Here is a 26,484-nt window from a genome sequence, read left to right as displayed (position 1 = left end):
ATCTATGGATTCCTTTATTTATTCAAAGAAGTATCCAAAGAACTTTTTCACTTTTGACATGGCCTTTTCATCTTCATGTTCTTCTTCTTTTACCTTTGCAGGCTTCGGCTTTTTATTCACAGGTTTTGATTGACGCTTCTCAGCAGCCTCTACAGGCACTGGTTCCGCGCTTACAGATCTTCCTTGCAATCTAGCATTCTTTTGAGCGTATTTAATCAATCCAACTGCTGTTGTATACTGTGGTTCCCGTACACCAATATAATCAGGAATTGCCACACGTACACGATTTTGGAAAACGATTTGTGCTAATTCTAACACACCTGGAAGATTTGCTACACCACCAGTTAGAACATATCCACCTGGCAGGTCCCTGATTCCCAATCGTTTCAGTTCATGGCTGATGAGGTCAAGAATCTCTTCAAGCCTTGCTTCTATGATATCAGAAATTTCTAATTGATTAAATTGCTGATGTTGATCACTGCCAATAATTGGCACGCTGAACACTTCATCTTCAGACGCATGGTCATAGAATGCATGTCCATATTTTGTTTTGATTTTCTCTGCGTCGTCCGTTGATGTCCGTAATCCGATCGACAAATCCTTCGTGATATGCTCCCCGCCAACGGGTAGCACGGTTGTTGCCTTAAGGTGTCCCTGTTCGAAAACGGCTATCGTCGTAGAACCGCCACCTATATCGATCAAGGCAGCTCCAAGGTTCTTTTCATCCTTTGATAAAGCAACCGTACCTGCGGCTAAGGGCTGAAGGACGATATCGACAATTTCAAGGCCGGCTTTTTCTACACAACGGAGAGTATTATGTAAAATCGTCTTAGATCCCGTAATGATGGTGCCTTCCATTTCAAGTCGAACACCGATCATACCCCGGGGATCTGTAATCTCATCCAATCCATCAACGATGAACTGTCTTGGGATTACATTGATGATTTCCCTTTCTGGAGGAATCGATACAACCTGTGCTGCATCCATCACTCTTAGAACGTCTTCATCGCCGATCTCCCTGTTATCACTCGAGACTGCCACCACACCATGACAGGATTGAAGTGACACATGGTTACCTGTTATACCTACGATGACCTGGCTTATAGATAAACCGACCATCCTTTCAGCTTGTTCAACTGCCTTCTTGATTGTATGAACAGTTTCGTCTATATCTACGATGGAACCTTTTCTGATTCCTTCTGAGTTCACATTTCCTACACCGATTATGTTTAAGGAATCATTTGTCATTTCACCAATGATTACTTTCACTGTGGATGTACCGATGTCTAGGCTAACGTAAATTTCATTGCTGTTCACTCTATGGCACCTCCTTAAAGAATGTTTATTTGGAACAACAATCCTAGAAAAATATTATTCTAAGTATATCTTAATATGATATTCGTCGTAACAAAAACGATTCCCTTTTAAAATTCTAATTTTTTTCTCTTTTTTCTTGATTATTTGACCAATTGCTAATCATTATTCTTCTAATCACTGCAATGTTTTGGAATAATCTTACCCCAAAAGCAAAAACAGCCGCCAAATATAAGTCTACACCAAGATGTACGCCCAGAAAAGCTAAACTTGCTGCTAGTAAAATATTAAAAAAGAATCCAGAAACAAAGACCTTGTCATCATAAATATTTTGGAGGTGGGCACGAATACCGCCAAATAATGTATCCAATGCTGCGAGAACCGCAATCGATAAATAATTTGAATACTCTTCTGGAATTCTAATATCTGTCAGAAGCCCGAGGACGACCCCTACTAGCAACCCTAAAACGGGAAGCCACATATTATTCGTTCCCTCCTCTTTCCTTAACCGGTTCCATAAAACGGATCCGGATTGTATCTTTATATTCTGGAACCGTGAGCTTTTCTAAAGGCTTTGAAATGCTGACCCGTAGATTATCAATAAAGAAGTCTTCAACTGATCTTGAAACCTGCATGCGGTTATACAGGTCCTTGGCTGCATTTACATCCTTGGTCAACACCCTCACTTCAAACGGTATTTTTTTAATTGAATTACCGTCCACCTTCGTTTCTCCATTAATATCCCGGATAACTGAGGTATTGATTAGTCGATGGCCGTCAATCGCGATATCGACTGCATCATACTGATTGAGTTCATTTACAAGCCTCTCCAAAAGTTCCGGGGAGACATTTTGAACTTTTTCACCCAGGAGGATTTCCTCCATTGAAGGCTCGATCGTCAGGATAAGACCCGGACCCGTTTTTTCTGTCAGCCCCATTTCAGTCTTCAATTCCTCTAACGTTTGCTTTAATGCCTGCTCTGGGCTTGATTGCTGTTCGGTCTTATACTGTTCCAACTTCGCTTCTACAGAACGAGTTTCTGATAAAAGGTTAGAGTTGACTTCCTTTTCTTTCAGAAGCGCTTCCCTCAGTTCCCAGATATCTCTGGTATCCCGGACAACTGGCTCTTTGACAGTCTGGAACTGAATGGCAATCATAAACCCGATGATGACCGTTATGACGGTAAAGCTGATTTTAAGTTTGTTGTCCATTTATTGCACCTTACTTTCGGGACCTGACCCACGCCCGTACCGTTTACTTCAATGGGAGCCGGCTCATGATTCGCCAATGGTGGGTTCGAGGATGACCGAATTTTCTTTTTTCATCTCAAATATGATATTTTCATTCACCAACTGATCCTTCACTCCGCCTGTGATATTCATGGCGGAGGACAACACTTCCGGATCTCCGATTGCCGTAATTTTGAACGGGGCAGGGTACTCGATGCCATCAATCTGGATGACCGGACCGTTACACAGTATGTATGAATCATGCTTAAGTCTTTGTCCGTTGATGGCAACCGCAGAGGCACCCGCTATATATAATTCATTAATCACCTTAAAGACATGGTGTTCATGGACAATATAATTATTTGCGTTTTCTTCCTCCGGGTCATATTTCGCATCGGACAAGGTGACCGTTACCCCCGGCCCCTTCACTTTCGTTTTACCTAAGTACATACGGTACTTCTCAGCATCCTCTGCCAGGTTGAAATAAATTTGCTTCTCTTTGGAGAATTCCTTCTCCATATTGCCGACCTTCTCCTGTTTCTCATAAAGTTTTTCCTGCAGACGATTATTCTTCTGCTGGTACTCGAGGATTTGATCTCTTAATGTTTCTTCCTGTTTCCATTGACCATTTGTCCGGCTCCCGAGCTCTTTTTGTTCTGTGTTTGCCAGACTGAATGAAAAAGCAAGGATGAAACCCAAAACCAGACATACAAGAGAGAGGACCACGTGCTTACCTCTCACCTTCATCCTCTTCATTCGTTTGTTCACCTTCCGTTTCGTATGCTCTGAAATAAGAACCTACCTCTAAGTCAATGACCCCTTTTACTGCAGGATCTAATTGGCTGACGATCGAAGGATAATGCACCATCTTTTCTGAGAAGCTACGGATGGTCGCACTCACTTCGAACCCATCATTCATAAATAGAGTCAAGTGATATTGGTCTGTTTTCTTGGGAACGAGGTTGATCTCCGAGATGAGATGCTGCACTTCTTTCGGAAGTTCCCCTAATTCGTTCACCATTTTGGCCAGGACCTTATCCTCTTCGAATCCCCTCAATAAAGGTGCATCCACAGGAATTGATCCGGTCCCTTTATCCAGGACCTTCCCATTTTCCAAAATGACAAAAAATTTATTCCCCTTTGAGAGATACGCTTTTTTATCATATTCTTGAACGGTTATTTCGAATGAATTCGGAAAGGATAATTCCACTTTCGCATCCTTTACTTCTGGAAGCTTCTTTAATTGCTCGACCGTTTCCGCTTTGCTTACACTCCATACATTCATACCTTTGTCAATTCCACTTTTTTGAAGAACCGTCTTATTTGATATAAGTTCATTCCCATGAACGGACACTGTGTTTACATGACTCAAGGGCGATTGAAAGTATACAACCGACAATATCATCAGAAAGAATAAAGAAAGTAAAAACAGAAGCCTGCGGTTTGCTTTCTTTTTTCGGTGTTGTTTTAGTTTAGGAATACGATCTTCAATGGAAACAACATTTTCTTTTTTCATTGCGTTCTCCTCAATTTCACTTTGATTTCATTATGTCATGAGTGAGTTAAACTCGTCATGTCTTATAATGAAAGTACTCTTTACATTGGGATACCTTCTATTCTATACGAAGGAATAACATGTTAAAAGAGGAACAGAACGTTATTTTCTGCCATATGCCCTTTTGGAGGCAAAAAAAATGAGTGATGCAGGGTTAATAGCCTATTTTTGAAGAATTGACCTACAGCCACCCTAAGATGGATTGTCCATACCGCTTTTCGTATATGTACTTTCATTCACTTACCAAAAGAATGACCATCCTATGTATTTCACTCTTGAACCTTATTTTAAACACCAAATGAAGCATTATGAATGCATGTCATTGAATTGTAAAAGTTTTGGTTAACAAAAGTAACAAACTCTCCTTTATTTTGAAAAGGTATGATAAAAATGAATTACGTATATGTAATTTATTGTAACATCGAAAACACAATTATCCTATTGTTATTTCATTCAACGGAAGGATTTTCTTCGTTTCATTGCAAATAAAAAAAGAGACCGACTGAGAAAAATGGGAAGGCGCGGTGAGGTCTTGATTCATCATTCGCCTCTTCTGCCATTTTTCTTGTGTCAATCTCTTTTTATGAAGCATCAATTTCTTGAATAGCGGCTTATATTCAACAGGACCCCTACAGCCATTAGCATTAGGGTCAAAGAAGATCCCCCGTAGCTCAAGAATGGAAGTGTAATCCCGGTCACGGGCATCAACCCCGTCACTACCCCTACATTGATCATCACCTGGATGGCAATCATGGAAACGATCCCTAAAGCAAGGAAGCTTCCAAATAAATCAGGTGCTCCCAATGCGATCCTGATCCCTCTCCACAAGATCAATGAAAACAGGATCAATACCAGGGTACCCCCAATAAATCCAAGTTCCTCTGCTAAAATAGCAAATATAAAGTCGTTTTGAGGTTCCGGCAAATAAAAGAACTTCTGTCTGCTTTGTCCCAGACCCAATCCAAATAATCCCCCCGGCCCGATGGCATACAGGGACTGAATAATTTGGAAACCGCTATTGAGCGGATCCTGCCAGGGATCTAAAAAGGATGTAATCCGTTTAATCCGGTATGGTGCAGAAATGACGAGTCCTACAAATCCCAACAGACCAATCATGCCTAGCCCTACAAAATGTTTAATCCGAGCCCCTGATATAAAGATCATCACAACAGAAGTCCCCACCATGACGGTACCCGTTCCTAAGTCCGGCTGGAGCATGATCATTCCAAAAGCTGTAAACACAAGTAAAAGTGCCGGAAGGACTCCTTTTCTAAAAGAAGTAATATACTTTTGGTTCTCAGATAAATACTTTGATAGAAAGGCGATCATCGCGAGTTTCATAAACTCCGAAGGCTGAATTGAAAAGGCTCCTACACCTATCCAGCTCCTCGAACCATTCCGGAGCACCCCTATCCCGGGAATGAGAACGAGCACAAGGAGGACGAAGCAAATGATGATGATGATCTTTGACCAATTTCTCCATGTCCAGTACTCTACGTTCATGATGAAAAACATCGCGAATAGTCCTACACCCGCAAAGAGCACCTGCCTTTTTGCAAAGAAAAAGGAGTCATCGAATTTGTAATCTGCCCATACAGCACTCGCACTGTATACCATGACCAGTCCAATCGCAAGCAAAGTGAGTGTAACCACAATGAGTATAAAATCGGGAGTCGATTTTTTTAAAGGCAATCCTAAACACCTCGAATAGACAAATTTAGAGCCGTTCGAGCATAGAAAACTACTGATCCTGGATTGAATGACTGGTTGTGTAAGTATGGATGCTCTATATGGACAAGCCCTTATTAAAGCTTATGCACGGCCTCGATAAAAATGTCACCGCGTTGTTCAAAAGTACGATATTGATCCCAACTTGCACATGCAGGGGACAATAATATGATATCCCCTTCCCGTGCATGCTCATACGCAACCGGGACCGCCTTTTCAACATTATCGACAGGAATAATCGTTTGTATCCCTGCCTTTTCCCCTGTTTTCACGAACTTCTCAGATGTTTCTCCAAAGGTGATCAATGTTTTGACGTTTACGAGATATGGAATCAGGTCATCAAATACATTTCCACGATCCAATCCTCCTGCAAGTAATATTGTAGGGGATTCAAATGCTTTAAGCGCACTTTTCGTCGCCAGGCTGTTCGTTGCTTTAGAATCATTGTAAAATTTAATGCCATTCATTTCCCGAACGAATTGAGTTCGATGTTTCACTCCGCCAAACGTACTCAATACCTTTCTGATGCTATCATTTGAAACTCCATATATTTTACAGGCAGCAACGGCACATAGGATATTTTCAAGGTTATGAGCACCCGGAAGGACGATGGATGATAAATCAACCACTTTTTCGTCTTTGAAATAAATCGCACGATCCTTTATGTAGGCACCGTCTTTGATTTCTTTTTCGGTTGAAAAGCGAATCACCTGGGCTTTTGTAAAGCATACCGCTTCCTGAACATGCTCTTGATCACCGTTAATGATTAAATAGTCTTTTTCCGTCTGATTTTTTGTAATATTGGATTTCGCTTTCCAATATTCGCTCAAGTCCCCATGGTAATCAAGATGTGCATCATATAAATTTGTGATAATGGCAATGTGCGGAGCGAAGTCCTGGGTCCCCATCAGTTGGAAAGAAGAAAGTTCGACTACCATCTTTTCATCCTCTTTCGCGTCCTGGGCTACTTCAGAAGCAACGGTTCCGATATTCCCGGCAATCAGAGGCTTTTGATTATCCTCTTTCAACATTTCGAATAGCAGTGTCGTGGTGGTTGTCTTTCCATTGGTTCCCGTGATCCCGATCATTTCTGCCTCAGAAATTAAATAAGCGAGCTCGACTTCCGTTAAAACGGGAATATTCTTCTCCATCGCTTTTTTAATCAATGGGTTATGGTATGGGATACCCGGATTCTTTATGACATATTGAAAACCTTCATCCAGAAGCTCAATGGGATGACTTCCGCATATGACTTTAATCCCTTCCTGAAGGAGACCCTGGGCTTCGGGATTTTCCGACAAAGGCTTTTGGTCATTGACCGTAACAAATGCTTCTAACTTATGTAGGAGAGATGCAGCACTTACCCCACTTTTTGCCAGTCCTAATACAAGTACTTTTTTATGTTTGAATTTCGTAATGTTTTTCACTTATAACCACACCTCAATATAGATTCCTAAAACGGCAAAAAGTAATCCCACAGTCCAAAAAGTGACGACGACACGCCACTCCGACCATCCGACCAGCTCATAATGGTGGTGCAATGGGCTCATTTTGAAAATACGCTTTCCGGTTGTTTTGAAGCTTGCTACCTGTAAGATGACGGAAAGAGTCTCAATGACGAATACTCCCCCAATTAGGATTAATATGATTTCAAGCTTGGTTAAAATGGCAATCGTAGCGATTGCGCCACCAAGTGCAAGTGAGCCGGTATCACCCATGAATACCTTGGCAGGGTGGGCATTAAAGACCAGGAAGCCAAGAACCGCCCCCACCACCGCTACTCCGAAAATGGCAACATCATATTGGGATTGGCTCCACGCAAGTACAGCCAGTGCCCCGAACGCAATGGCACTTGTTCCGGACACCAAACCGTCCAGACCATCCGTCAAATTGACGGCGTTTGAAAATCCAACAAGCCAAAAGATAATGAACAAGCAATAAAACCAGCCTAATTCAAACGAAACATCGGTTAATGGTATCGAAACCGTGGTCGGAAAGTCGTTCTGTTTAAAGATAAGATAAAAGATCACCGATATGACAATCTGTCCCAGCAGCTTCTGCTTGGAGGTCAAACCTAAATTCCTTTTCATAACGACTTTAATAAAGTCATCCAGGAAACCCAATAAACCAAATCCGACAGTCACCAGGATCATTAAATACGTTTCAGGACCGGGTTCTGAATATTTACCTGTCATAACAAATGTGGTGATGACAATGGATACTAAGAACACGATTCCACCCATCGTAGGTGTACCGGTCTTTTTTTGATGCGACTCTGGACCTTCATCCCGGATGCTTTGTCCAAACTTCAATCTTCTGAGGAAAGGGATAAACAAGGGGGCAAGCAATACGGTAATGAGAAACGCCATTATAATGGTAAAAAAGATCACTTGTTCCATCATCGTCATTCCCCTCCCATTCCGTCTGTTGGATCCTGTATAGATCCGTTCATAGACATATCATTTGTTTGATTTCGTTCAGATTCATTGCTAAAAATAAACTTCGTCATAATTTCCCACTTTTCTTGATTGTAATTTTGTTTGTAACTCTCTTGTAAGTTTAAATAAGCCTTGTATACATCTTCAACTATAAATAACGGAAAGTGATTGGGGACAAATGATGGGATTTCTTCACCCTTGGGCCAAAGGGAAGCAACCGCTCCTTTTTCGATACTCCTAAAAAGGTTCACTTCACCACCCACAGGTATATATAGTCCCTTCTCCATTCCCATCCTAGTTGAATTTGAAACTACTAAAAAGGGTAAGCCAGGCAAATGGATTCCTTTGGTTTCCGGAAACAACTTCTTTACTTCATCATAAAGCAACATTCCTACATCCCCTTGATGAAGTGTCTTGCCACTTCCCGGTCATCAAAATCGTATACATGATTCCCTATGATCTGATAGGTTTCATGTCCTTTCCCGGCAATCAGGACGACATCTCCCGGTTTCGCAAGGTTCAAGGCTTCTTTAATCGCCTCTTTGCGATCAACTATCAATTGATATTGTTTGCCGACCACTCCGGCTTCCATATCCTTCAAGATACCCCCGGGGTCCTCGGTCCTGGGATTATCTGAAGTGAAAATGGCATAATCCCCGTAATCACAGGCAATTTCCGCCATGAGCGGCCTCTTGATCCTATCCCTGTCCCCTCCGCATCCGACCACTACAATCACATGGCCATTTGTAATCGTCCGGATGGTCTCTAATACATTTTTCAATCCATCCGGAGTATGGGCATAGTCGACAATGACCGAAAATGGCTGACCTTCTGAAATTGTTTCAAACCGTCCCCTGACTCCTTTGGCTTTTTCAAGGCTCCTTATACTTTCATCGATTGGTATACCCGCAGCGAACGCTGTCGCTATTGCAGCCAGGGCGTTGTATACATTAAACTTCCCCGCATACTTTAATACCAACTCCCGTTCCCCAAATGGAGAGACAAGGGTGAAGACCGACTCTGTTGCCCTAAGGACCACATCTTTTGCATGGAAATCAGCTGATGAAGCCAGGCCATATGTAAACACATGGGCGGCTGTGGATTTGATGAAATAATCAGCTGCAGCATCGTCCTTATTAATAATGGCATACTTAGGGGATTTCTTGAAATAAGTATTCCCTAATTGAGAAAACAATAAGCCTTTCGCATTACGGTAGTCTTCCATTGTTTTGTGATAATCGAGATGATCCTGTGTCAGGTTCGTAAACACTGCGATATCATAGTCGCAGCCGTGCACACGACCTTGATCCAAAGCATGGGAAGAAACTTCCATGATGGCAGTCCGCACCCCTTTATCGCAAAATCGTCTGAATGTCTGCTGAAGGGTTAAACTGTCAGGCGTCGTATTATGGCTGACCTCCAACTCTTCCCCCACTTTGATATGCAGGGTTCCAATCAATCCTGTCTTCATCCCACTCTGAGTAAAAACGTGATCGATGAGATGGGTCGTCGTGGTTTTGCCGTTTGTCCCCGTCACTCCGACCAAAAGCAGCTGATGGGAGGGCTGTTTATAAAAATGGTCCGCTAGAATCGCCATCGCTTTCTTCGTATCGGGAACAATAATGACAGGAACTCCTGCATCCAGTTCCATTTCTGCAAGGATCGCTGCTGCACCATTCTTCTCTGCCACTGGTGCAAGAGAGTGGCTATCGATCTCCAATCCATTAATACAGATAAATAAATCACCATTCTTTACTTTCTTATGATGGTTCGCGATGTTTGAAATAGCTGGATTCCCTTCACCCTGTACTGAGAAAAACGGTAGTACTTCCAGCAAAGTGTGCAATCTCATCCTTTCAACTCCTCACAGGCAGAAAGCAACCTTTTTATATTTTACAAAAAAATATGAATGAAAGCTATCAACCTTTTAACTTAGTTCGATATCTTTTTAACGTCACGCGGGCTGACACTTTATATACCGGGGATTCATCGATTCAATCCCCGGCATAAATAAAAAGTATATCATGAAATGACTATTGTGTAGACCTTCTCCGCCATTATTCTTCAGATAGATAAACCCTTACCTTTGAACCCTGTTTTATTTTCACTCCCGGGTCCGGAGACTGACTTACCACCTTTTCTCCACTTCCGCTTACGTCCAAGTCGAGATTCACCAGTTGTTCCCGCAGTTCATTTTTCGTCAATCCGACCAAGTCCGGGGTTTCAATCAGCGGGGTGTCGGTCCACGTCATCTCTTTTTCAATTTGACCTTTACGCTTCGGTACCCCCATTGCCTCCAGACTGTCACCTATGATACTTCCTCCGATTGGGGCTGCTACGACCCCACCGAATTGAATCGTACCCTTCGGATTATCGACAGCGACATACACTACAATCTGAGGGTCATCTGCAGGAGCCACTCCCATAAAGGAAACGATATGATTGTTTTCCAGGTACTTACCGTCCTTTGCCTTTTGCGCTGTCCCCGTTTTCCCGCCTACCCGGTAACCATCTACAAAGGCTTTCTTTCCGCTACCTTTGGCCACCACACTTTCCAACGCTTCACGAATCTGCTTGGAGGTTTCTTCGGAAATGACCCTCTTCTTAATCTGTGGGCTCTTTCTCATGACCACTTCTCCTGTTGAAGGGTCGATAAGCTCTTTTGCGATATAAGGTTGATACAATACTCCACCGTTCACTGCCGCTGACACTGCTGCGACCTGTTGAATGGGGGTAACGGCCACCCCCTGGCCAAATGCGGTTGTCGCCTGCTCTACAGGCCCTACACGGTCAAGGTTAAAGAGAATCCCCTTCCCTTCCCCTTGCAGATCGATTCCCGTCTTTTCACCAAAACCAAAATCATGGATATAACTGAATAATTTTTCTTTGCCTAACCTCTGACCCAATTCGACAAATCCCGGGTTACATGAGTTTTGTACCACTTCAAGGAATGTTTGAGTCCCGTGTCCCCCACGCTTCCAGCAGTGGAGAGTCGACCCAGCCACCTCGATATGCCCGGGATCATGAAATGTCTCTTTATAAAGATCCACCTTTTTTTCTTCGAGGGCTGCTGCAAGAGTAATGATCTTGAACGTAGAACCAGGTTCATACGTGCTCCAAATCGGTAAATTCCGATTATAGATCTCCTGAGGTACATTACGGAAATTAGCCGGATCAAAGGTCGGTCTGCTCGACATGGCCAGTATTTCCCCATTCTTAGGATTCATGGCGATGGCAATGATGCCATCTGGATTATACGTCGCCTCTGCGATATCCAATTCACGCTCAACGATTGTTTGTACCTTGGTATCGATCGTTAACTTTAAATCCAGCCCATTCTCGGGTTTTTCAAAATCATCTGCCATATCAGGCATTCTCTTTCCTTTGGCATCGGAGAAAAATTTGACATACCCTTTATCTCCACTAAGCTCATCATCATAAGAAAGTTCAAGTCCCATAAGCCCTTGATTATCGATTCCTGCGAAGCCAAGTACATGGGATAAATAACTTCCATATGGATAATATCGCTTAGAATCCTCCCCTAAATACACACCCTTTAAATTTAAATCCCTCACTTCTTTCGCTTTTTCATACGAAATCTTTCTCGCTTCCTTAATCAACACCATATTGGCTTTCTGTGTTACATATTTATATGCAGACTCAACTGAAATATTAAGAACGGCCGCCAGTTTATCCGCTGTCCCTTGAGGATCCGTAATTTGCCGTGGAACGACAAATATGGTCGGTGCACTTTGGTTCCCGGCGAGTTCTACTCCATTTCGGTCTACTATTTTCCCTCTCTCAGGTTGAAACGGGATATTTCGACTCCAGGAGTCTTTTGCCAAACCGGTAAGCCAGTCCCCTTTAAAAAACTGAACATACCCCAGCCGGATATCTATGATGGAGAAAATAAGGACCCCTACTACAAGCGCTACTGCCAATCTCTTCCTTACCGTTACATTGGATACTCTTTTCACAAATGGAACCTCCCCTTCTATGGCTCGTTCCATTATATGCTTGGACTAATGATGGTATGTTTGAATTCAGTGAAAGACTAAGGGCTGCTTTTAACGGGATATTGTTTGATGAAAGGTTGGACAAAAAGGGATGACTCAATGAGTCATCCCTTTTTGCTAATTTAGTTGTTGTTGTTCTTCTTTTTCTTTTGGTTGGGCTGCTTCTTCAGGAGTCTTGAAGTTGACGACGAGTGGCTCATCTTTCTTGACCTTTATCCCAGGTTGTATATTCTGGCTGAAAGCATACCCATTTCCAACCATATTGATCTTCAGACCGGCAATGCCCGCTACCTTAAAGACATCCCTTACAGACCACCCTTTCATATCCGGAATGGTGATGTCTCCGTCGGTTTTGATCACAACTCTTTCTCCTTCAAGAATGGCGTTTCCGCCTTGAGGAAGTTGTTTGACCACTTGAGAACCACTTCCGACCACGACTGGAGTAACCCCTGCTTTTTCCAGCTCTTTTTTCGCTTCTTCCACGCTCATTTCCCTCGTATCAGGAAGTGATTGTTTCTTAAGGCTCACTTTTTCCTGAGGTTTGATGTTCAGGTATTTTAAGCTGTTTTGCATAACGGGATTGAATATGGCAGAGACCGGATCAGAGCCGATTTCAGTCGGTTCCAATTCAGGCTGCTGTACCCCGACATAGACAATTAACTGAGGGTCGTCGATAGGGGCCATGCCCATAAAGGAGAAAAGATAATTTTCTTTTCCGACCATATAACGGCCATTCGATGGATCAGGTATCTGACCCGAACCGGATTTACCACCGACACGATATCCTTCTATCGCAAACTTCTGTCCTGTACCATGTTCAGATGTGACAGTCGTCTCCAGGTACTCCCTGGTCTTGATCGCTGTTTCCTTCGTTATCGGGCTCCCTGAAACTTCAGGTTTTGTCTCTTTGATCACTTTATTTGTATTGGGATCGACGATCTTTGAAATGACATAAGGCTTCATCATTTTCCCATCATTGGCAATGGCCGACTCCGCCTGAATCATTTGAAGCGGCGTGACGGTCGTACCTTGACCGAAAATGGTGGTGTATTTTTCAATCGGATAATGATATAATATCGAACCCGATGCCTCATTTGGTAATCCTACGTCTGTAGCTTCGCCAAATCCAAAGTCATGCAAATAGTTTTCATATTTCTTAAATCCGATTTTATCAAGCAGATTCGCAAATGCAACATTGGAGGATCTTTGAACGCCTTCAAGGAATGTAATCGTTCCCCACCCTTCTCCACCATTATGATCCCGGATCGGATTTGGAACATTTTCCACATAATACTTACCAGATTCATAGGTTTCATTCGGATTGAACTTTCCTTCATTCACTGCAGCTGCAAGGGAAAAAGATTTCATTGTGGACCCTGGTTCATAGGTATCTTCAACGATGATATTCGTCCAGTTATCCAGGAGCCCCTCTCTTGTGTCAGGGTGAAAGGTAGGTCTTTGACTCATGGCAAGAATCTTCCCTGTTTTCGGGTCAGATACGATCGCAAACATCTTCTTAGGCTTGTATTTTTTCTGGACTTCATTCATTGCTTCCTCAAGGAAGGTTTGAATCTTCTTATCGATGGTAAGATAAAGGTCATCTCCATCCTGGGGTGGTGTAACATGTTCGTCTGCATTTGGCAATAAATAGCCCCACACATCACTCTTATAAGAAACAGAACCATCTTTGCCTTTCAATACATCATTGAAACTTGCTTCCACTCCCATTTTCCCCACTGTTGTAGAGTCCCCATCGTCGTCCGTTGTCTTCTGTGCGAACCCGATAAGATGTGAGGCGAAGGAGCCGTTAGGATAGAATCGTTTCGCTTCCTTCCTGAACGTAACACCGGGAATATCTTCTTCTTTAATTTCAAGCATCATCTGATGGGATAAGTCTCTTCCTGCAGCACCGAATTCCACTTGATAAGTACCTTTTTTGTTTAAGCGGTCATAAATCTCACTTTCCTTCATATCAAGATACTTGGCAAGGACTTCGGCCGTTTTTTCAGGGTCTGTCACATGCTTAGGTTTCTTTGGATTACTGGTGATACTTGGATCTAATATCGCAACCAGTGTATAAGCGGATGTGTCCTCTGCGATGACTTCACCTTTCCCGTCAAAGATTGTTCCTCTATGTGCTTCTAAAATATGACTTTTAATATATTTTTTTGCCGCTTGTGACGCAAGGACCTTCCCTTCCGCTTCCCCTGTGACCTGAATGGTGACAAAGCGGACCATTAATACAAAAAAGAGCAAGCCGAAAATCCCGAAAAGGATGGCTGCCCCTATGTTCATACTTGGCCTTTTTTTCATTATTGTTCAACAACCTTAACGTTCTTTTCTTTCAAGTTAAGTCCAAGTTCCTTCGCTTTTTCGAGAATACGCTCATACGTACTCAGTTCACTTACTTGAAGTTTCAGGTCATTGTTCGCCTTTTCCTGCTTTTCAACGGTCGTTTCTACGTGTTGAACTTCTTTGTTGACATCATAAATGGCCGCCTGGGTCGATACAATTTGAACAGCCAGGATACAAAATACCATTGCGAAGATGGCCACTAGGATTTTCTCACCCGGTGTGACAACGGACCTTCTTTCTTCATTCAAACGCTTAGGTTTGGCTTGAGCGGACTGATAGGATTTCTCAACTTTTTGCTGCTCATAATTTCTGGCTAAGTTACTCAAAATTCTCCCTCCTGTTTCCTTCTTTTATATATTTTTTTCTGCGATTCTCAGTTTAGCCGACCTGGCTCGATTATTTTCTTCCAACTCTTCTGCGCTTGGCAGGATCGGTTTTCTCGTTACAAGTTTAAGTTCTGCTTCATACCCCTCTGGGATGATAGGTAATCCCGGTGGAAGATCAGGCCCTGATGCTTTTTCTTTGAACATCGTTTTACAAATCCTGTCTTCTAAAGAATGGAACGTAATGACACTCACTCTTCCACCCTTATGCAAAAGCCCTATGGCTTGTTCCAATGAATCCTCGAAAGCCCCAAGCTCATCGTTGACGGCAATGCGGATCGCTTGAAAGACCCTTTTGGCAGGATGACCACCCTTTCGTCTAGCAGGTGCCGGAATCCCGTCCTTGATCAGTTCTACTAATTCACTTGTCGTTTCGATTGGTTTCACATCGCGTGCAGCTTCAATCTTCCTTGCAATCTGCTTCGAAAACTTTTCTTCACCATACCGGTAAAAGATTCGGACCAGGTCTTCAAACGACCAGTGGTTGACGACATCATAAGCACTTACTTCACCTTGTAAGTCCATTCTCATATCCAGAGGCGCATCGTGGTGATAACTAAAGCCCCTTTCTGGAGTATCCAGCTGAGGAGATGACACACCCAGATCGTAAAGAATCCCATCCACATTATGTACTCCGAGATGTTCAAGTTCTTCCTTGATATGTCGGAAATTTGATTGAACGAATGTTACCCTGTCCTGATAAGCTGCAAGCTTTTCTTTCGCATGGTTGATAGCTGTTTCATCCTGATCGAAGCAATAAAGATGCCCCTCGGACGAAAGCTGGCTGGCAAGGTACTCACTATGGCCCGCCCCGCCTAACGTACAATCCACATAGACTCCATCTTCCTTGATATCCAGTCCATCTACGGTTTCTTTCAATAATACGGTTGTATGTTTAAACATGTTGACTTCACCTTTCCAATCGAACGTTTTGTGGCGGGTTAAATATCAAACCCCTCCATATTCTCTGCAAGCTCAGCAAATGAATCTTCAGACTGTGTGAAATAGTCTTCCCATAATGATTTACTCCAAATCTCAATTCGATTGGAAACTCCCAAAATAATGCATTCTTTATCCAATTGCGCATAATTCACAAGTGTAGCAGGAATATTCACCCTGCCCGTTTTATCCAGTTCACTCTCGGTTGCCCCCGAGAAGAAGAATCGAGTGAAGGCACGGGCATCTTTTTTAGTAAGCGGCAGAGCTTTAAGCTTTTCCTCTAAGGATCGCCACTCATCCATGGGGTAACCAAATAAACACTGATCAAGTCCCCGGGTGATGACGAAAGAATCCCCGAGATGATCACGGAACTTGGCAGGTACGATTAAACGGCCTTTATTATCAATGTTATGTTGATATTCGCCCATGAACATATGCACTGCCCCCACTTTCTATCACAAATGTACCACATCCCCCCACTTTTCTCCACTCTTTTTTATATTCTTTCCTTGCAAAATATTCCCTCTATTTTTCATTAGTGTTTTTCTTGCTTTTACAGACAAATTTCCAAGGTTGAATTTTGTCTCAATACAACATAAAAAGGACCAAATTCGCATATAAAAACGAATTGGGTCCTTTTTTATTGACCGATCAAATATATATTACTTTATGAGTGCCATCAAAGGAATAATCCTGCAGGGTCAGGTCCCTTACGAAAGTGGGGCCGTATTTGTTCATGAAGTAGAGGACATTCCAGGTTCTTTCCTGTGGTCCTTCATTTGGTCTGATACTGTTTTCCACTTTCGTGAACTGAGTGAAGATTAATGAGTGTTTATCTTTTAACGCTTTGTCAATTTTTTTGCGCAAATAATCAAACTGACCATGATGGAATTCAAGGTTCTTATCAAGGATCGGATTTAATCCCCGATCAATCGAGACGACCTGTTTACGGATTTCCTCATATCGGCGATCGAGTTCAACCTGGATGCTCTTCATTTCCTTTTCTATCCCAGGACGCTCAAGAGATTTCCAAAAAGCATCCCTGGCAGTTGTTACCCCTTCTGTAATTACTCCGTGAATGGATAATTGGAGGTCTTGAATCCTCTTGTTTATCTCCCTTTCCACAATGGTGATATTTAATCGTGGCACGACGGGAGGCATCTTCAAATCTACATATTCAAACGCCTTTTTCAATTCTCCCCAGTAGGCTATTTCACCCGGTCCCGCAATAAACGCCAGGTTCGGGAATAACCATTCCTGCATCATTGGCCTTGTGACGACATTATTGCTGAATGATTCAGGGCTCTTCTCCAACATCGATAATAACTCAACGGAAGAATATGTTTTTCCGTTATTTTTCTCAAAAAACATATCCCCATCCCGATCTAACAAAGCCCTTTCATTCTGAATTTGAAGAAAAAGATTGGCGGCAGAGGGGGAGATCTCCAGCTGAGTATGAAATCCACTTTCCCGGATTTCACGCTGTTGCAAAAGGACCGCCTCCGTTATCGACTGGCTGTTCTCGATCAATTGACGGAAATGGGTCGCTTCAAGATTTCTTAGTGGGGGGTAGGAGGAATCAATGACCAGTAATCCGAACTCCTTGAATAAACTCATTACGATATGGGCAAATAAGCGGACGATCGACTCTTCCTCATCGATCATCTGATGAAGCTCCACTGAAAGCTGCTTTGAGTATTCCGCTTCCCCTAAAGCGACCAGAATGTCATCAAGCCATTTCTTCATTATCGATTTAGAATACGTTATGTTAGAGGTCATCTTTTTTTCCAATACTCTCTCGGGATACCCCACCTTTTCAAGCTTCGATCCTTTTTCAACGTATATATGATTCACTTCCTGATAATCGTGGTCTTCTCCTGCAATCCAAAAAACCGGTACAACCGGATGCCTAAGTTTCTCTTCCTGCTGCCTGGCCAATTGAATAACTGAAATGATTTTATGTATAGTATAAAGAGGGCCTGTCAAAAGACCTGCCTGTTGACCGGCCACGACGGTTACCGCATTATTGCTCAGTTTCTCAAGTGCCTCATCTACTTTATCTGAAGTAGGCAGCCCTTTCATATAGGAAGAGATACATTCTGAGAGACCCTCCCGAGGGAAATGACGGGACCTTAAATCCTCCATCCGTTCCTCGTAAACTGATGGTCTGTTGATATTATAGTGAAAAAAAGAAGTGACAGGCTCTTCTTGTTTTAAGTATTTAGATGCAAACTGATTTATTGCTGGAATGTTTAAGCTTTCCAATTCCATATGAATTACTCCTTTTCTAGCTCTTGATATCCTAACGATGAGTATATCATTCCACTAAAGGAAAAGGAAAAAACTTGCCTGCTAATTTTTAATACAATTCAAGAATTCGGAGGATCAGACCTGTGATCATTAAGGTGATATAGGCAGTGAAAAATAAAAGGAAGTTCATCCGCCAGAAGCCCTTAAGTACTTTTGGGTAGTCGATCTCACCCTTTGCTTTCCAATACATAATGGCAAACAGCACCCCGGTTGAACAGATCACAATAAAAATGACCCAAAGGTATGATGTCTTCCAAATGGCGAGGATAATGAAGTGAACAGACACAATTAAGAGAAATGTCGTAATATCAATGGCGATATGAACAGCTCTCCGGTGACTCTTTAAGATTTCCTTCGCAAGAATAAAGCTAATGAAATAACCCAAAAATGGAATCATGACGAAAATGGCAATGATCGTTGAAAAAATGGAAGCCATTTTATCCCCCCAGACCTTCTCTTTCTATTCCTTTAACTAATTGGTAAAGTAGATTCATGATGGGTACAAAATGGTGTTCTTTTTGCGCTTTTTCCAGAAGGACGCCAATGATCGATTCAATTTCCGTCCTTCTTTGTGATTCTATGTCTTTTAACATGGAAGATCTATTTTGATATGTATTCCGGCAGATATCGACTACTTTTTCAAAGGAAATATCCCCTTCCATTTGAGGGAATAAGAGAAGCATTTCGTTGAATAATTCCTTCTGTAGACCATGGAAATACGGGTTGTCAACAAGCTTACCATTCGTCACACCCGTTAAAGCTGTAAGCGGGTTGATTGATACATTGACGAATAACTTAGTCAGTAACATTCTCTCGAAGTCGTGCTGGATTGAAAACGGGAAGGAAGCAGTACTCTTTGATACTAATTCTTCTATAGCACGCCAATTTCCTCTAATTAAAGCAATATTCGTCACTGCTTCCCCTAAATGATGGATAGTAACATCATTCTCCTTCATTGCCCCATGCTCCACTGAACCGGCGATCAGATGATAATGAGGTAATGCTTTCACCCATTCAACATGACCCACCCCGTTTTGAACAAACATCAGGGGCAGGTGAGAACCGAGTCCCACGAGCTCCTTTCTAAGACACGGGAGATCATATTCCTTCACAGCCACAATCACAAGGTCTAATTCCTTTTGAACTTCGATTTCTTGTACTGCTCCGACCTTTGTTGTGATTGCCGAACCATTTTTATGTATGGTAACCCCATTTTCCAACAGTGAGCGGGCTTGAGACTCTCTTCTCACAATAAGGGTAACATCAAATAACCGGCCCAAATAACCGGCAAATAAAAGGCCGACTGCTCCTCCTCCAATGATTCCAATTTTCATACAAACTCCTTCTTTTTCATCGTTTATGAACATTTTACCAAATTTTATTCAGTGAGAAAACGGTTATGGGCAGAAAGAATCAATTCCTGTTCAAAAGAAAAGGGCCCGTTCCAAAGGAACAAGCCCTGCTTTAGTATATGCTTATACAGGATATACTGGATGTTTTCTGTCACTGAACCTGACATCCTTAGTTTCATAAAGCTTATAACGTTGGATCAATACGGATCGTAATTCATTCGGGGCGGTGATTTCATCTACAATTAATTCAGAAGCCAACTTATAAATATCGATATGTTCTTTATATTCCTTCTGCTTTTCCTGGACATACTGAATTCTTTCTTTCGGATCCTCGATAGCCTGGATCTTATTGGAATAAACGGCATTCACCGCCGCCTCAGGACCCATTACGGCGATTTGCGCCGTAGGAAGAGCAATACACACATCCGGATCGAATGCCGGACCAGCCATGGCATATAAGCCTGCTCCATATGCCTTTCTGACGATCACAGAAATTTTCGTAACCGTTGCCGAACTCATGGCTGCTATCAACTTTGCCCCGTGACGGATGATTCCCGCCCTTTCCACTTTGGTTCCGATCATGAATCCAGGCACATCAGCAAGGAACAACAAAGGAATATGGAAGGCATCACATAATTGAATGAATTTAGCCCCTTTATCCGCAGAATCATGGAAAAGGACTCCACCCTTCACTTTCGGTTGATTTGCAATGATGCCCACTACCTTCCCGTCAAGTCGACCGAAACCAGTGATCAATTCAGGAGCGAATAGCTTTTTCATTTCAAAGAAGCTTCCTTCATCAATCAATGTATCGATGCAATCATACATATTGAAAGGAGCATTTTGATGTTCAGGAATGATATCTTCCAGCAGTTTATCATGTTTAGGTGCAATTCCCTCCAACACCTTTGGCTTGTGCTGGTAATTTGCCGGGAAATAACTTAGATACCTCTTCGCTTCTTCAATCGCTTCATTTTCGGATGAAGCAAGCAGGTCACCACATCCACTGACCGTACAATGCATTCTTGCACCGCCCATTTCTTCAAGGGTGACTTTCTCCCCGATGACTTTTTCCGCCATTCGAGGCGACCCAAGATACATGGACGCATTTCCATCTACCATGATGACGATGTCACAGAAGGCAGGAATGTATGCTCCTCCAGCTGCCGATGGTCCAAAAAGGACGCAAATTTGTGGAACCATCCCGGACATCTTTACTTGGTTATGAAATATTTTACCTGCCCCCCGCCGATTCGGGAACATATCTAACTGATCGGTGATACGCGCGCCTGCAGAGTCCACTAAATAGAAGATTGGCACTTTTAAATTGAGTGCGGTTTCTTGGATTCTGATGATTTTCTCTACCGTCCTCGCACCCCAGGAACCGGCTTTAACCGTAGAGTCATTTGCCATGACGCACACAGTCTGCCCTCCTACTTTTCCGATCGCCGTCACAACACCATCAGCCGGTAAATCTTCAGCCTTGTTATTGGCAAACATCCCATCTTCCTGATAATCCCCATTATCAAATAATTGTTGCAGACGATCCCGGACAAACATCTTTTTTTGTTCTTTCAATTTCTCATGATATTTAGGCTGACCACCGGATGCAATTCTTTCTCTCGTCTCTTCAAGAGTATTGATGATCGTTTTAGATGTCGACATACTATCCCCTCCGTCGTTTTATGTAGCTATACAAGAATGGCTCACAGACAAGCCAGAAATCGCCATTGATTTCCGGCTCATTGTTTTACCATGATTATCCTTCGATCGTAAGTAATACATCCCCTTCATTCACGAAGTCCCCTACACTCACTTTAATCTCCGTCACTTTCCCTCCCGCTTCAGCTTCAACGGGAATTTCCATTTTCATGGATTCAAGCATTAGAACTGTATCCCCGGTAGATACCTCTCCACCTTGTTCCACTAATACATTTAATACCGTCCCTGCCATTGTTGATGTGATTTCCTTCATGATTGATTCCTCCAGTTTGTCTTCTTATGTTTGATATATTGCGGTGCATTCCGCACCTCATTACGTGCGGTTGGCTGTCAGAAAGTCCTGGAGCCATTTTGTCGTATATGATCCTTCAATAAAGTCGCTGTCTTCAATGATATCCCTGAAAAGACTGACATTCGTTTTGACCCCTTCAATCGTTACCCCTGAAAAGAAAACCTTTGCTTTATTCAGTGCATCCTGGCGGTCATTTCCTTTGATGATACATTTAGATATCATCGGATCATAGAATGGAGTCACATTGTTCCCCTTTTCGTATCCGCTGTCAATACGGACACCTTCACTTTCGCCCCATTCCAATTCTTTCAGCTTTCCTGGAGAAGGGTAAAACGTCTTTGGATCTTCGGCATATACCCTGAACTCAATCGCATGACCGATATTATGGATTTCCTCCTGCCTGCAAAGAGGCAGAGGCTCACCGTCTGCGACAAGCAGCTGCCACTTCACAAGATCCAGCCCTGTGACCGTTTCAGTGACCGGATGCTCAACCTGAAGACGCGTATTCATTTCAAGGAAGTAAAAATTCTCTTCTTCATCAACTATAAATTCTACCGTTCCTGCATTCGTGTAATTCACTGCCTTTCCAGCCTGTATGGCAGCTGTGAACATCTTTTCCTTCGTTTGTTGAGAAAGGGCAGGAGAAGGTGATTCTTCTATCACCTTCTGATTTCTTCGTTGTACGGAACAATTTCGTTCAAATAGATGAACGAGATTCCCATGATGATCACCGAAAATTTGCACTTCTACATGTCTCGCATTCTCTATACATTTCTCAAGAAAGACTTCCTCTTTCCCGAAATAGGCTTTTGCACGGTTTTTAGTAGAATCAAAGCTTTGAACGAGCGCTTGCTCATTTTCACAGCGGATCATGCCGATCCCCCCGCCTCCGCCACTTGCCTTCAGCATAACGGGATAGCCGATTTCACGGGCAACCTCTTTGGCAGCCTCGATGGTACCGACTCCTCCGTCGCTTCCCGGTACTACAGGGACGGACGCTTCCTGCATGACTCTTCTTGCCTCTACCTTATCTCCCATTTTTTCAATGATGTCATGGGAAGGACCAATAAAAGTAAAGCCCTCTTCCGTCACCCTCTTCGCGAAGTCAGCATTTTCTGATAGCAGGCCGTATCCAGGGTGGATTCCATCCACTTTCTCTTCCTTTGCAACTTCCAGTATATTGTCCACTACTAAGTAAGAACGGTTCACTTGTGATTCCCCTATGCAAAATGCAGCATCCGCTTCTTTCACAAAGGGCATATCCTGATCTGCATCTGAATAGACCGCGACTGTTTGAATGTTTAATTGTTTACATGTTTTGATGATCCTTGAAGCGATTTCTCCCCTGTTTGCAATTAATATCTTCTGCACAATCTCTCCCCTTTCTTCATAGAACACACCTGTTCATAATACGAATTCTACAAAAATCGTCGAAATCCTTCTTCTCCATTGTAAACGTTTTCTTAATTAAGTGCAGAATTTTTTGTTATTTTGTTATATAATAATAATAAATACTTGTTCTAATAGTAAACGAATTGCAAACGGATACAACATTCTTCATAATTTCAAAGAAACATTTTTCAGCATTTTAGGAGGTCATACTATGGCAGTGAAAGTGGAAAAATTAAAAGTAAACTATAAAACTCTAGAGGAGTTTAAGAAATTTAAAGAATATGGTGTACAGGAATTATCCATGCTTGAGGACCTGCAGGCCAATATTATTGAAAACGATAGTGAATCTCCATTTTACGGAATTTACTTCGGGGATACCCTGGTTGCCAGAATGAGTCTTTATCAACGCAATGCCCGTTTTGATCAGTACTTCGATCCTCCCCAGAATTACCTGGAGCTTTGGAAGCTTGAAGTATTGCCAAAATACCAGAAAAAAAGCTATGGAAAAGAATTAGTGGAATTCGCCAAGAACTTCGGATTGCCGATCAAGACAAACTCCCGTATTAAATCTCAAGGATTTTGGGAGAAAATGGGGTTTGAAGCCGTCACATACGAAGTAGAAAGAGATTTAGGTGAAAATCCATACGTATGGTTCCCTGAAGGGGTCAAAGAACAGAAAATCAGTTAATACACAAAAAAGGCTTGCTCAAGTACTCTTGAGTCAGCCTTTTTCTATTCATTTATTCAATCTTTGTAAATTACCGTTCTTATCCATTTGGAATTTCACTTTGTCTTCATTTCCTTGAAGCAGGGCCATTTTTCTCGCTTTTTCAAAGATGGCTAATAAAGATTTATGATCTTCTTCAAGGAGATTGAATTTTTCTTGATACTCTTCCAACTCTTCTTCTGTTTCTTTAAGCTTTTCCTGCAGCTGTGAGATTTGTTCAAGAAGCTGATTGTTTTCATTTCGTACTTTTTCCTCGTTACGGACGGCTTCCTCAGCCTTTTGAAGATACTGTATCATACTTCCCATGGAAAATGCTTCTGGAGACTCCGACGTACTTTCAACCGTCGGGATTTTCTGCTTTTCTTCAATCGTCTTATTTAGCGGAGAATGTTTCTTAGATTGCTTTCTCTGTTTCTTTGCCAGTTCGATTCCGGATTTATATTGTTTACGAACAAATGAATTCCAACGAAAGCCACATGCCGCGGATGTTCTTGATAGTTTTTTTCCTACTTCTTCAAACGCTTGCAGCTGAGTACCACCTTCGCGTATATGACGCAATACCACTTCCGCTAACAATACATCTTCATCCTGGCTCCAGGCATCCTGTCTATTTGAAGACATTTCCATCCCCCCTATTTTGTCAGTTTCTCCATACATATGCTCTTACTAGAGAAGATAGAATCAGCATCGCTATTTTTTACCATACAAAAAAGGAACCGGTTTTCACCTGCTCCTTTTGGTAATATGCCTATTTAGAGAAAAATCGTTCTACTGCCAAGTGGTGCTCATCGTGTGCCCAAAGTTTGGAGCATTGTGTGATTTCCTTCAGGATATTCTCTTCTATCCTCTTTGTATTCCATTGGTTTAGAAGTTGCCGCTTATATGCCTTCAAAACCCCTGCAGATTTAGATGAAATCATTTTAATAAATGGTATTTCATGCACTGGTACCTTTTCATCCACCACCTCATCTACGAACCCCATTTGATAAAGGGCTTCTGCCTGTTCCAGACGCGCCGTCATTAAAAGAGAAAGAGCTTTGGAAACAGGTAGCCTTTCAAGAAGCAGAGTCCCTCCTCCCCATCCGGTAGTGATGGCAAGATTCCCTTGAACGAAACCCATTTTTGCGGTTCTTCTTGAAACCCTGAAGTCACACGCAGTTGCGATCTCACATCCCCCTCCAATTGCTGTCCCATTGATGAAGGCAATGGTAGGTTTCGGCAAAAAGGCGAGTCTCGTAAGGAGGATGCCCATTTTACTGAGCATTTCGTAGCTTTCACTTTCTGTTTTCAGATTATGGAACTGTGACAAATCTCCCCCGGAACAAAAAGCCTGATCTCCGCTTCCGGTTATGAGGAGCGCTTTCACTTGATCGTTTTGAACGCTCTCATCAATCGCCTTCTGAAGCCCATTCATGATTTCATAGCTCACTGCATTTCGTTTATCTGGTCGGTCGATGATAAACTCCAATATCCCTTCGTTGTTCATATGTATTGAATATTCTCCCAATTTCAAAAGCCCCCTTCTATCTTACTTATAGTGTATGGTTTTCCCGATGGGATGAACAGACCTTTTCTCTAGATACGACAAAAAAAGCGTGAAGAGCCATGGTCTCTTCACGCTTTTTTGAGGTGTAAACGATTATTTGTTTACAACTTCTTTTCCTTTATACGTTCCGCACTCTTTACAAACACGGTGTGCTAGTTTCATTTCACCACAGTTTGGGCATGCTACCATACCAGGTACACTTAGTTTGATGTGTGTACGACGTTGTCTTTTTGCTGTTTTAGAAGTTCTTCTAAAAGGTACTGCCATTCTTCCCACCTCCTTAAAAGAGATTCATACTCATTATGAAGCCAGTCAAGCTGGTACTTCGCTTTTAAGAGTTCTTGTTTTGATCAAGAAGTTTTGCTAAGTCAGCGAGTCGAGGATCTACTTTCTTCTCTTCCTCTTGTTCGACTTGATGAGCCTGTTCTTCGGTCATCACTTCCCAGTTCTTACCGGAAGGCATCTCATCTTGTTCTCTCGCTTCATCACTGATTACTTGCATCGGAATCTCAAGTAACAGTAATTCTCTGATAGCCGGTTTTAAATCAATAACATCACCTTGTATACGATGTACTTCCTCTTCCTCATACTGATCATAATCAGCTTCATTTAGAAGATACGTCTCAATCGTATTGATGTCAACTGGTAAATCGACATCCACAAGGGTTCTTGAGCAAGGAAGGACTAACTTCCCTTCTATATGAAGATGGAAAGTGACACGGTTTGAACCAATATCTGCCTTTCCAGACACCCGAATAGGCGAGACTTCTATAATTTGGGGATCGACTTCTTTCAGGTCGTCCAAATTAATCGTTTCGTCTAAGGAAAGTCCCTTGTCTCTAAATTTTTGTAATTGGATTATTGACCATTTCAATGTAATCACCTCAAGGCAACAAAGGTAATTATAGCTTTCATAATACCGTTTGTCAATATTTTTTCTTTACACTCTCTTTACCCATAGTGTTGTAATTATAACGTTTAAATATAAGGACTTTCAAATATTTTATTATATTTGTTATGAGTCATTCAATTGAGGTGCATAAATGGGCACTTAATATAACAGTGACCGCTCCTCTCCGCTCCACTCTTTGATTCTAAAGGATAGTCTTTCCAATTTAACTGAAAGGCAGAATCATTAAATATGTTATATTTAGTTTGTTTCAATAAAAAATGATATTTGAGTACT

26 protein-coding genes are annotated in these 26,484 nt (G+C 42.3%); 1 reads left to right on the top strand and 25 read right to left on the bottom strand.

Annotation, left to right across the window (positions count from 1 at the left end):
• Positions 1 to 18: 18 nt before the first annotated feature.
• The 21 genes from ftsA to AC0VXY_RS08785 all read right to left on the bottom strand — a co-directional run bounded on the left by ftsA (position 19) and on the right by AC0VXY_RS08785 (position 23,004).
• Positions 19 to 1,317: a cell division protein FtsA gene (gene ftsA, locus AC0VXY_RS08885; protein WP_061809829.1), complete on the bottom strand. Its 1,299-nt coding sequence runs from the start codon at positions 1,315 to 1,317 to the stop codon at positions 19 to 21.
• A gap of 115 nt (positions 1,318 to 1,432) precedes the next feature.
• Positions 1,433 to 1,795, bottom strand: a complete 363-nt coding sequence (locus AC0VXY_RS08880; protein WP_034755840.1) for a small basic family protein — start codon at positions 1,793 to 1,795, stop codon at positions 1,433 to 1,435.
• A 1-nt stretch (position 1,796) separates the two neighbouring features.
• Positions 1,797 to 2,525 carry a DUF881 domain-containing protein gene (locus tag AC0VXY_RS08875; protein ID WP_034755843.1) on the bottom strand — a complete coding sequence of 243 codons (729 nt, stop codon included), beginning with the start codon at positions 2,523 to 2,525 and terminating at the stop codon, positions 1,797 to 1,799.
• 63 nt (positions 2,526 to 2,588) lie between these two features.
• Positions 2,589 to 3,299 carry a DUF881 domain-containing protein gene (locus AC0VXY_RS08870; RefSeq protein ID WP_336199126.1) on the bottom strand — a complete coding sequence of 237 codons (711 nt, stop codon included), beginning with the start codon at positions 3,297 to 3,299 and terminating at the stop codon, positions 2,589 to 2,591.
• A complete protein-coding gene (locus AC0VXY_RS08865; protein WP_435991470.1) occupies positions 3,274 to 4,059 on the bottom strand; it encodes a cell division protein FtsQ/DivIB in 786 nt (261 codons plus the stop codon). The genes AC0VXY_RS08870 and AC0VXY_RS08865 overlap by 26 nt, the downstream gene beginning before the upstream one ends.
• 630 nt (positions 4,060 to 4,689) lie before the next feature.
• A complete protein-coding gene (gene spoVE / locus AC0VXY_RS08860) occupies positions 4,690 to 5,790 on the bottom strand; it encodes a stage V sporulation protein E (protein ID WP_258263189.1) in 1,101 nt (366 codons plus the stop codon).
• Between the two features lie 113 nt (positions 5,791 to 5,903).
• A complete protein-coding gene (gene murD, locus AC0VXY_RS08855; protein WP_435991473.1) occupies positions 5,904 to 7,253 on the bottom strand; it encodes a UDP-N-acetylmuramoyl-L-alanine--D-glutamate ligase in 1,350 nt (449 codons plus the stop codon).
• Positions 7,254 to 8,228 carry a phospho-N-acetylmuramoyl-pentapeptide-transferase gene (gene mraY / locus AC0VXY_RS08850; protein ID WP_435991475.1) on the bottom strand — a complete coding sequence of 325 codons (975 nt, stop codon included), beginning with the start codon at positions 8,226 to 8,228 and terminating at the stop codon, positions 7,254 to 7,256.
• A gap of 2 nt (positions 8,229 to 8,230) precedes the next feature.
• A complete protein-coding gene (locus AC0VXY_RS08845; RefSeq protein ID WP_475527560.1) occupies positions 8,231 to 8,653 on the bottom strand; it encodes a hypothetical protein in 423 nt (140 codons plus the stop codon).
• A gap of 2 nt (positions 8,654 to 8,655) precedes the next feature.
• Positions 8,656 to 10,116 carry a UDP-N-acetylmuramoyl-L-alanyl-D-glutamate--2,6-diaminopimelate ligase gene (locus AC0VXY_RS08840; protein ID WP_475527559.1) on the bottom strand — a complete coding sequence of 487 codons (1,461 nt, stop codon included), beginning with the start codon at positions 10,114 to 10,116 and terminating at the stop codon, positions 8,656 to 8,658.
• A gap of 205 nt (positions 10,117 to 10,321) precedes the next feature.
• Positions 10,322 to 12,241, bottom strand: a complete 1,920-nt coding sequence (locus AC0VXY_RS08835) for a stage V sporulation protein D (protein ID WP_435991481.1) — start codon at positions 12,239 to 12,241, stop codon at positions 10,322 to 10,324.
• 156 nt (positions 12,242 to 12,397) lie between these two features.
• Positions 12,398 to 14,593, bottom strand: a complete 2,196-nt coding sequence (locus tag AC0VXY_RS08830) for a penicillin-binding transpeptidase domain-containing protein (RefSeq protein WP_435991483.1) — start codon at positions 14,591 to 14,593, stop codon at positions 12,398 to 12,400.
• On the bottom strand, positions 14,593 to 14,961 hold the full coding sequence (gene ftsL / locus AC0VXY_RS08825) for a cell division protein FtsL (protein ID WP_435991485.1): 369 nt from the start codon (positions 14,959 to 14,961) through the stop codon (positions 14,593 to 14,595). Before ftsL ends, AC0VXY_RS08830 begins: the two co-directional genes overlap by 1 nt.
• A gap of 24 nt (positions 14,962 to 14,985) precedes the next feature.
• Positions 14,986 to 15,921, bottom strand: coding sequence for a 16S rRNA (cytosine(1402)-N(4))-methyltransferase RsmH (rsmH, locus tag AC0VXY_RS08820; RefSeq protein ID WP_435991487.1), 936 nt, complete (start codon positions 15,919 to 15,921; stop codon positions 14,986 to 14,988).
• 38 nt (positions 15,922 to 15,959) lie between these two features.
• Positions 15,960 to 16,391, bottom strand: coding sequence for a division/cell wall cluster transcriptional repressor MraZ (gene mraZ, locus AC0VXY_RS08815; protein ID WP_254653743.1), 432 nt, complete (start codon positions 16,389 to 16,391; stop codon positions 15,960 to 15,962).
• A 217-nt stretch (positions 16,392 to 16,608) separates the two neighbouring features.
• On the bottom strand, positions 16,609 to 18,228 hold the full coding sequence (gene bshC / locus AC0VXY_RS08810; protein WP_475527558.1) for a bacillithiol biosynthesis cysteine-adding enzyme BshC: 1,620 nt from the start codon (positions 18,226 to 18,228) through the stop codon (positions 16,609 to 16,611).
• Between the two features lie 88 nt (positions 18,229 to 18,316).
• Positions 18,317 to 18,703, bottom strand: coding sequence for a DUF3397 domain-containing protein (locus AC0VXY_RS08805; protein WP_475527557.1), 387 nt, complete (start codon positions 18,701 to 18,703; stop codon positions 18,317 to 18,319).
• 1 nt (position 18,704) lies between these two features.
• Positions 18,705 to 19,601: a 2-dehydropantoate 2-reductase gene (locus AC0VXY_RS08800; protein ID WP_475527556.1), complete on the bottom strand. Its 897-nt coding sequence runs from the start codon at positions 19,599 to 19,601 to the stop codon at positions 18,705 to 18,707.
• Positions 19,602 to 19,742: 141 nt separating this feature from the next.
• Entirely contained in the window at positions 19,743 to 21,284 is a 1,542-nt protein-coding gene (locus tag AC0VXY_RS08795; protein ID WP_475527555.1) for an acyl-CoA carboxylase subunit beta, read from the bottom strand.
• 94 nt (positions 21,285 to 21,378) lie between these two features.
• Positions 21,379 to 21,594 (bottom strand): biotin/lipoyl-binding carrier protein, encoded by a 216-nt coding sequence (locus tag AC0VXY_RS08790; RefSeq protein ID WP_060669906.1) that lies wholly within the window; start codon positions 21,592 to 21,594, stop codon positions 21,379 to 21,381.
• Positions 21,595 to 21,654: 60 nt separating this feature from the next.
• Positions 21,655 to 23,004: an acetyl-CoA carboxylase biotin carboxylase subunit gene (locus tag AC0VXY_RS08785; protein ID WP_475527554.1), complete on the bottom strand. Its 1,350-nt coding sequence runs from the start codon at positions 23,002 to 23,004 to the stop codon at positions 21,655 to 21,657.
• Between the two features lie 232 nt (positions 23,005 to 23,236).
• Here AC0VXY_RS08785 and AC0VXY_RS08780 point away from each other — a divergent pair, with 232 nt between their 5' ends.
• Positions 23,237 to 23,713, top strand: coding sequence for an N-acetyltransferase (locus tag AC0VXY_RS08780; protein ID WP_435991501.1), 477 nt, complete (start codon positions 23,237 to 23,239; stop codon positions 23,711 to 23,713).
• A 48-nt stretch (positions 23,714 to 23,761) separates the two neighbouring features.
• Here AC0VXY_RS08780 and AC0VXY_RS08775 read toward each other — a convergent pair whose 3' ends face one another.
• From AC0VXY_RS08775 to AC0VXY_RS08760, 4 genes are all read right to left on the bottom strand, one after another.
• Complete coding sequence (locus AC0VXY_RS08775) at positions 23,762 to 24,373, bottom strand: RsfA family transcriptional regulator (RefSeq protein WP_435991503.1); 612 nt, start codon at positions 24,371 to 24,373, stop codon at positions 23,762 to 23,764.
• A 127-nt stretch (positions 24,374 to 24,500) separates the two neighbouring features.
• Positions 24,501 to 25,259 carry an enoyl-CoA hydratase/isomerase family protein gene (locus AC0VXY_RS08770; protein WP_475527553.1) on the bottom strand — a complete coding sequence of 253 codons (759 nt, stop codon included), beginning with the start codon at positions 25,257 to 25,259 and terminating at the stop codon, positions 24,501 to 24,503.
• 132 nt (positions 25,260 to 25,391) lie between these two features.
• Entirely contained in the window at positions 25,392 to 25,565 is a 174-nt protein-coding gene (rpmF, locus tag AC0VXY_RS08765) for a 50S ribosomal protein L32 (RefSeq protein WP_060669915.1), read from the bottom strand.
• A gap of 64 nt (positions 25,566 to 25,629) precedes the next feature.
• Positions 25,630 to 26,172 (bottom strand): YceD family protein, encoded by a 543-nt coding sequence (locus AC0VXY_RS08760; protein ID WP_435991507.1) that lies wholly within the window; start codon positions 26,170 to 26,172, stop codon positions 25,630 to 25,632.
• Between the last annotated feature and the right edge of the window lie 312 nt (positions 26,173 to 26,484).

The organism is Rossellomorea sp. QJM3NY_18, from assembly GCF_056173145.1.
Note: the sequence above shows the minus strand (reverse complement) of the source record. Positions and strands in the feature narration are given on the sequence as shown.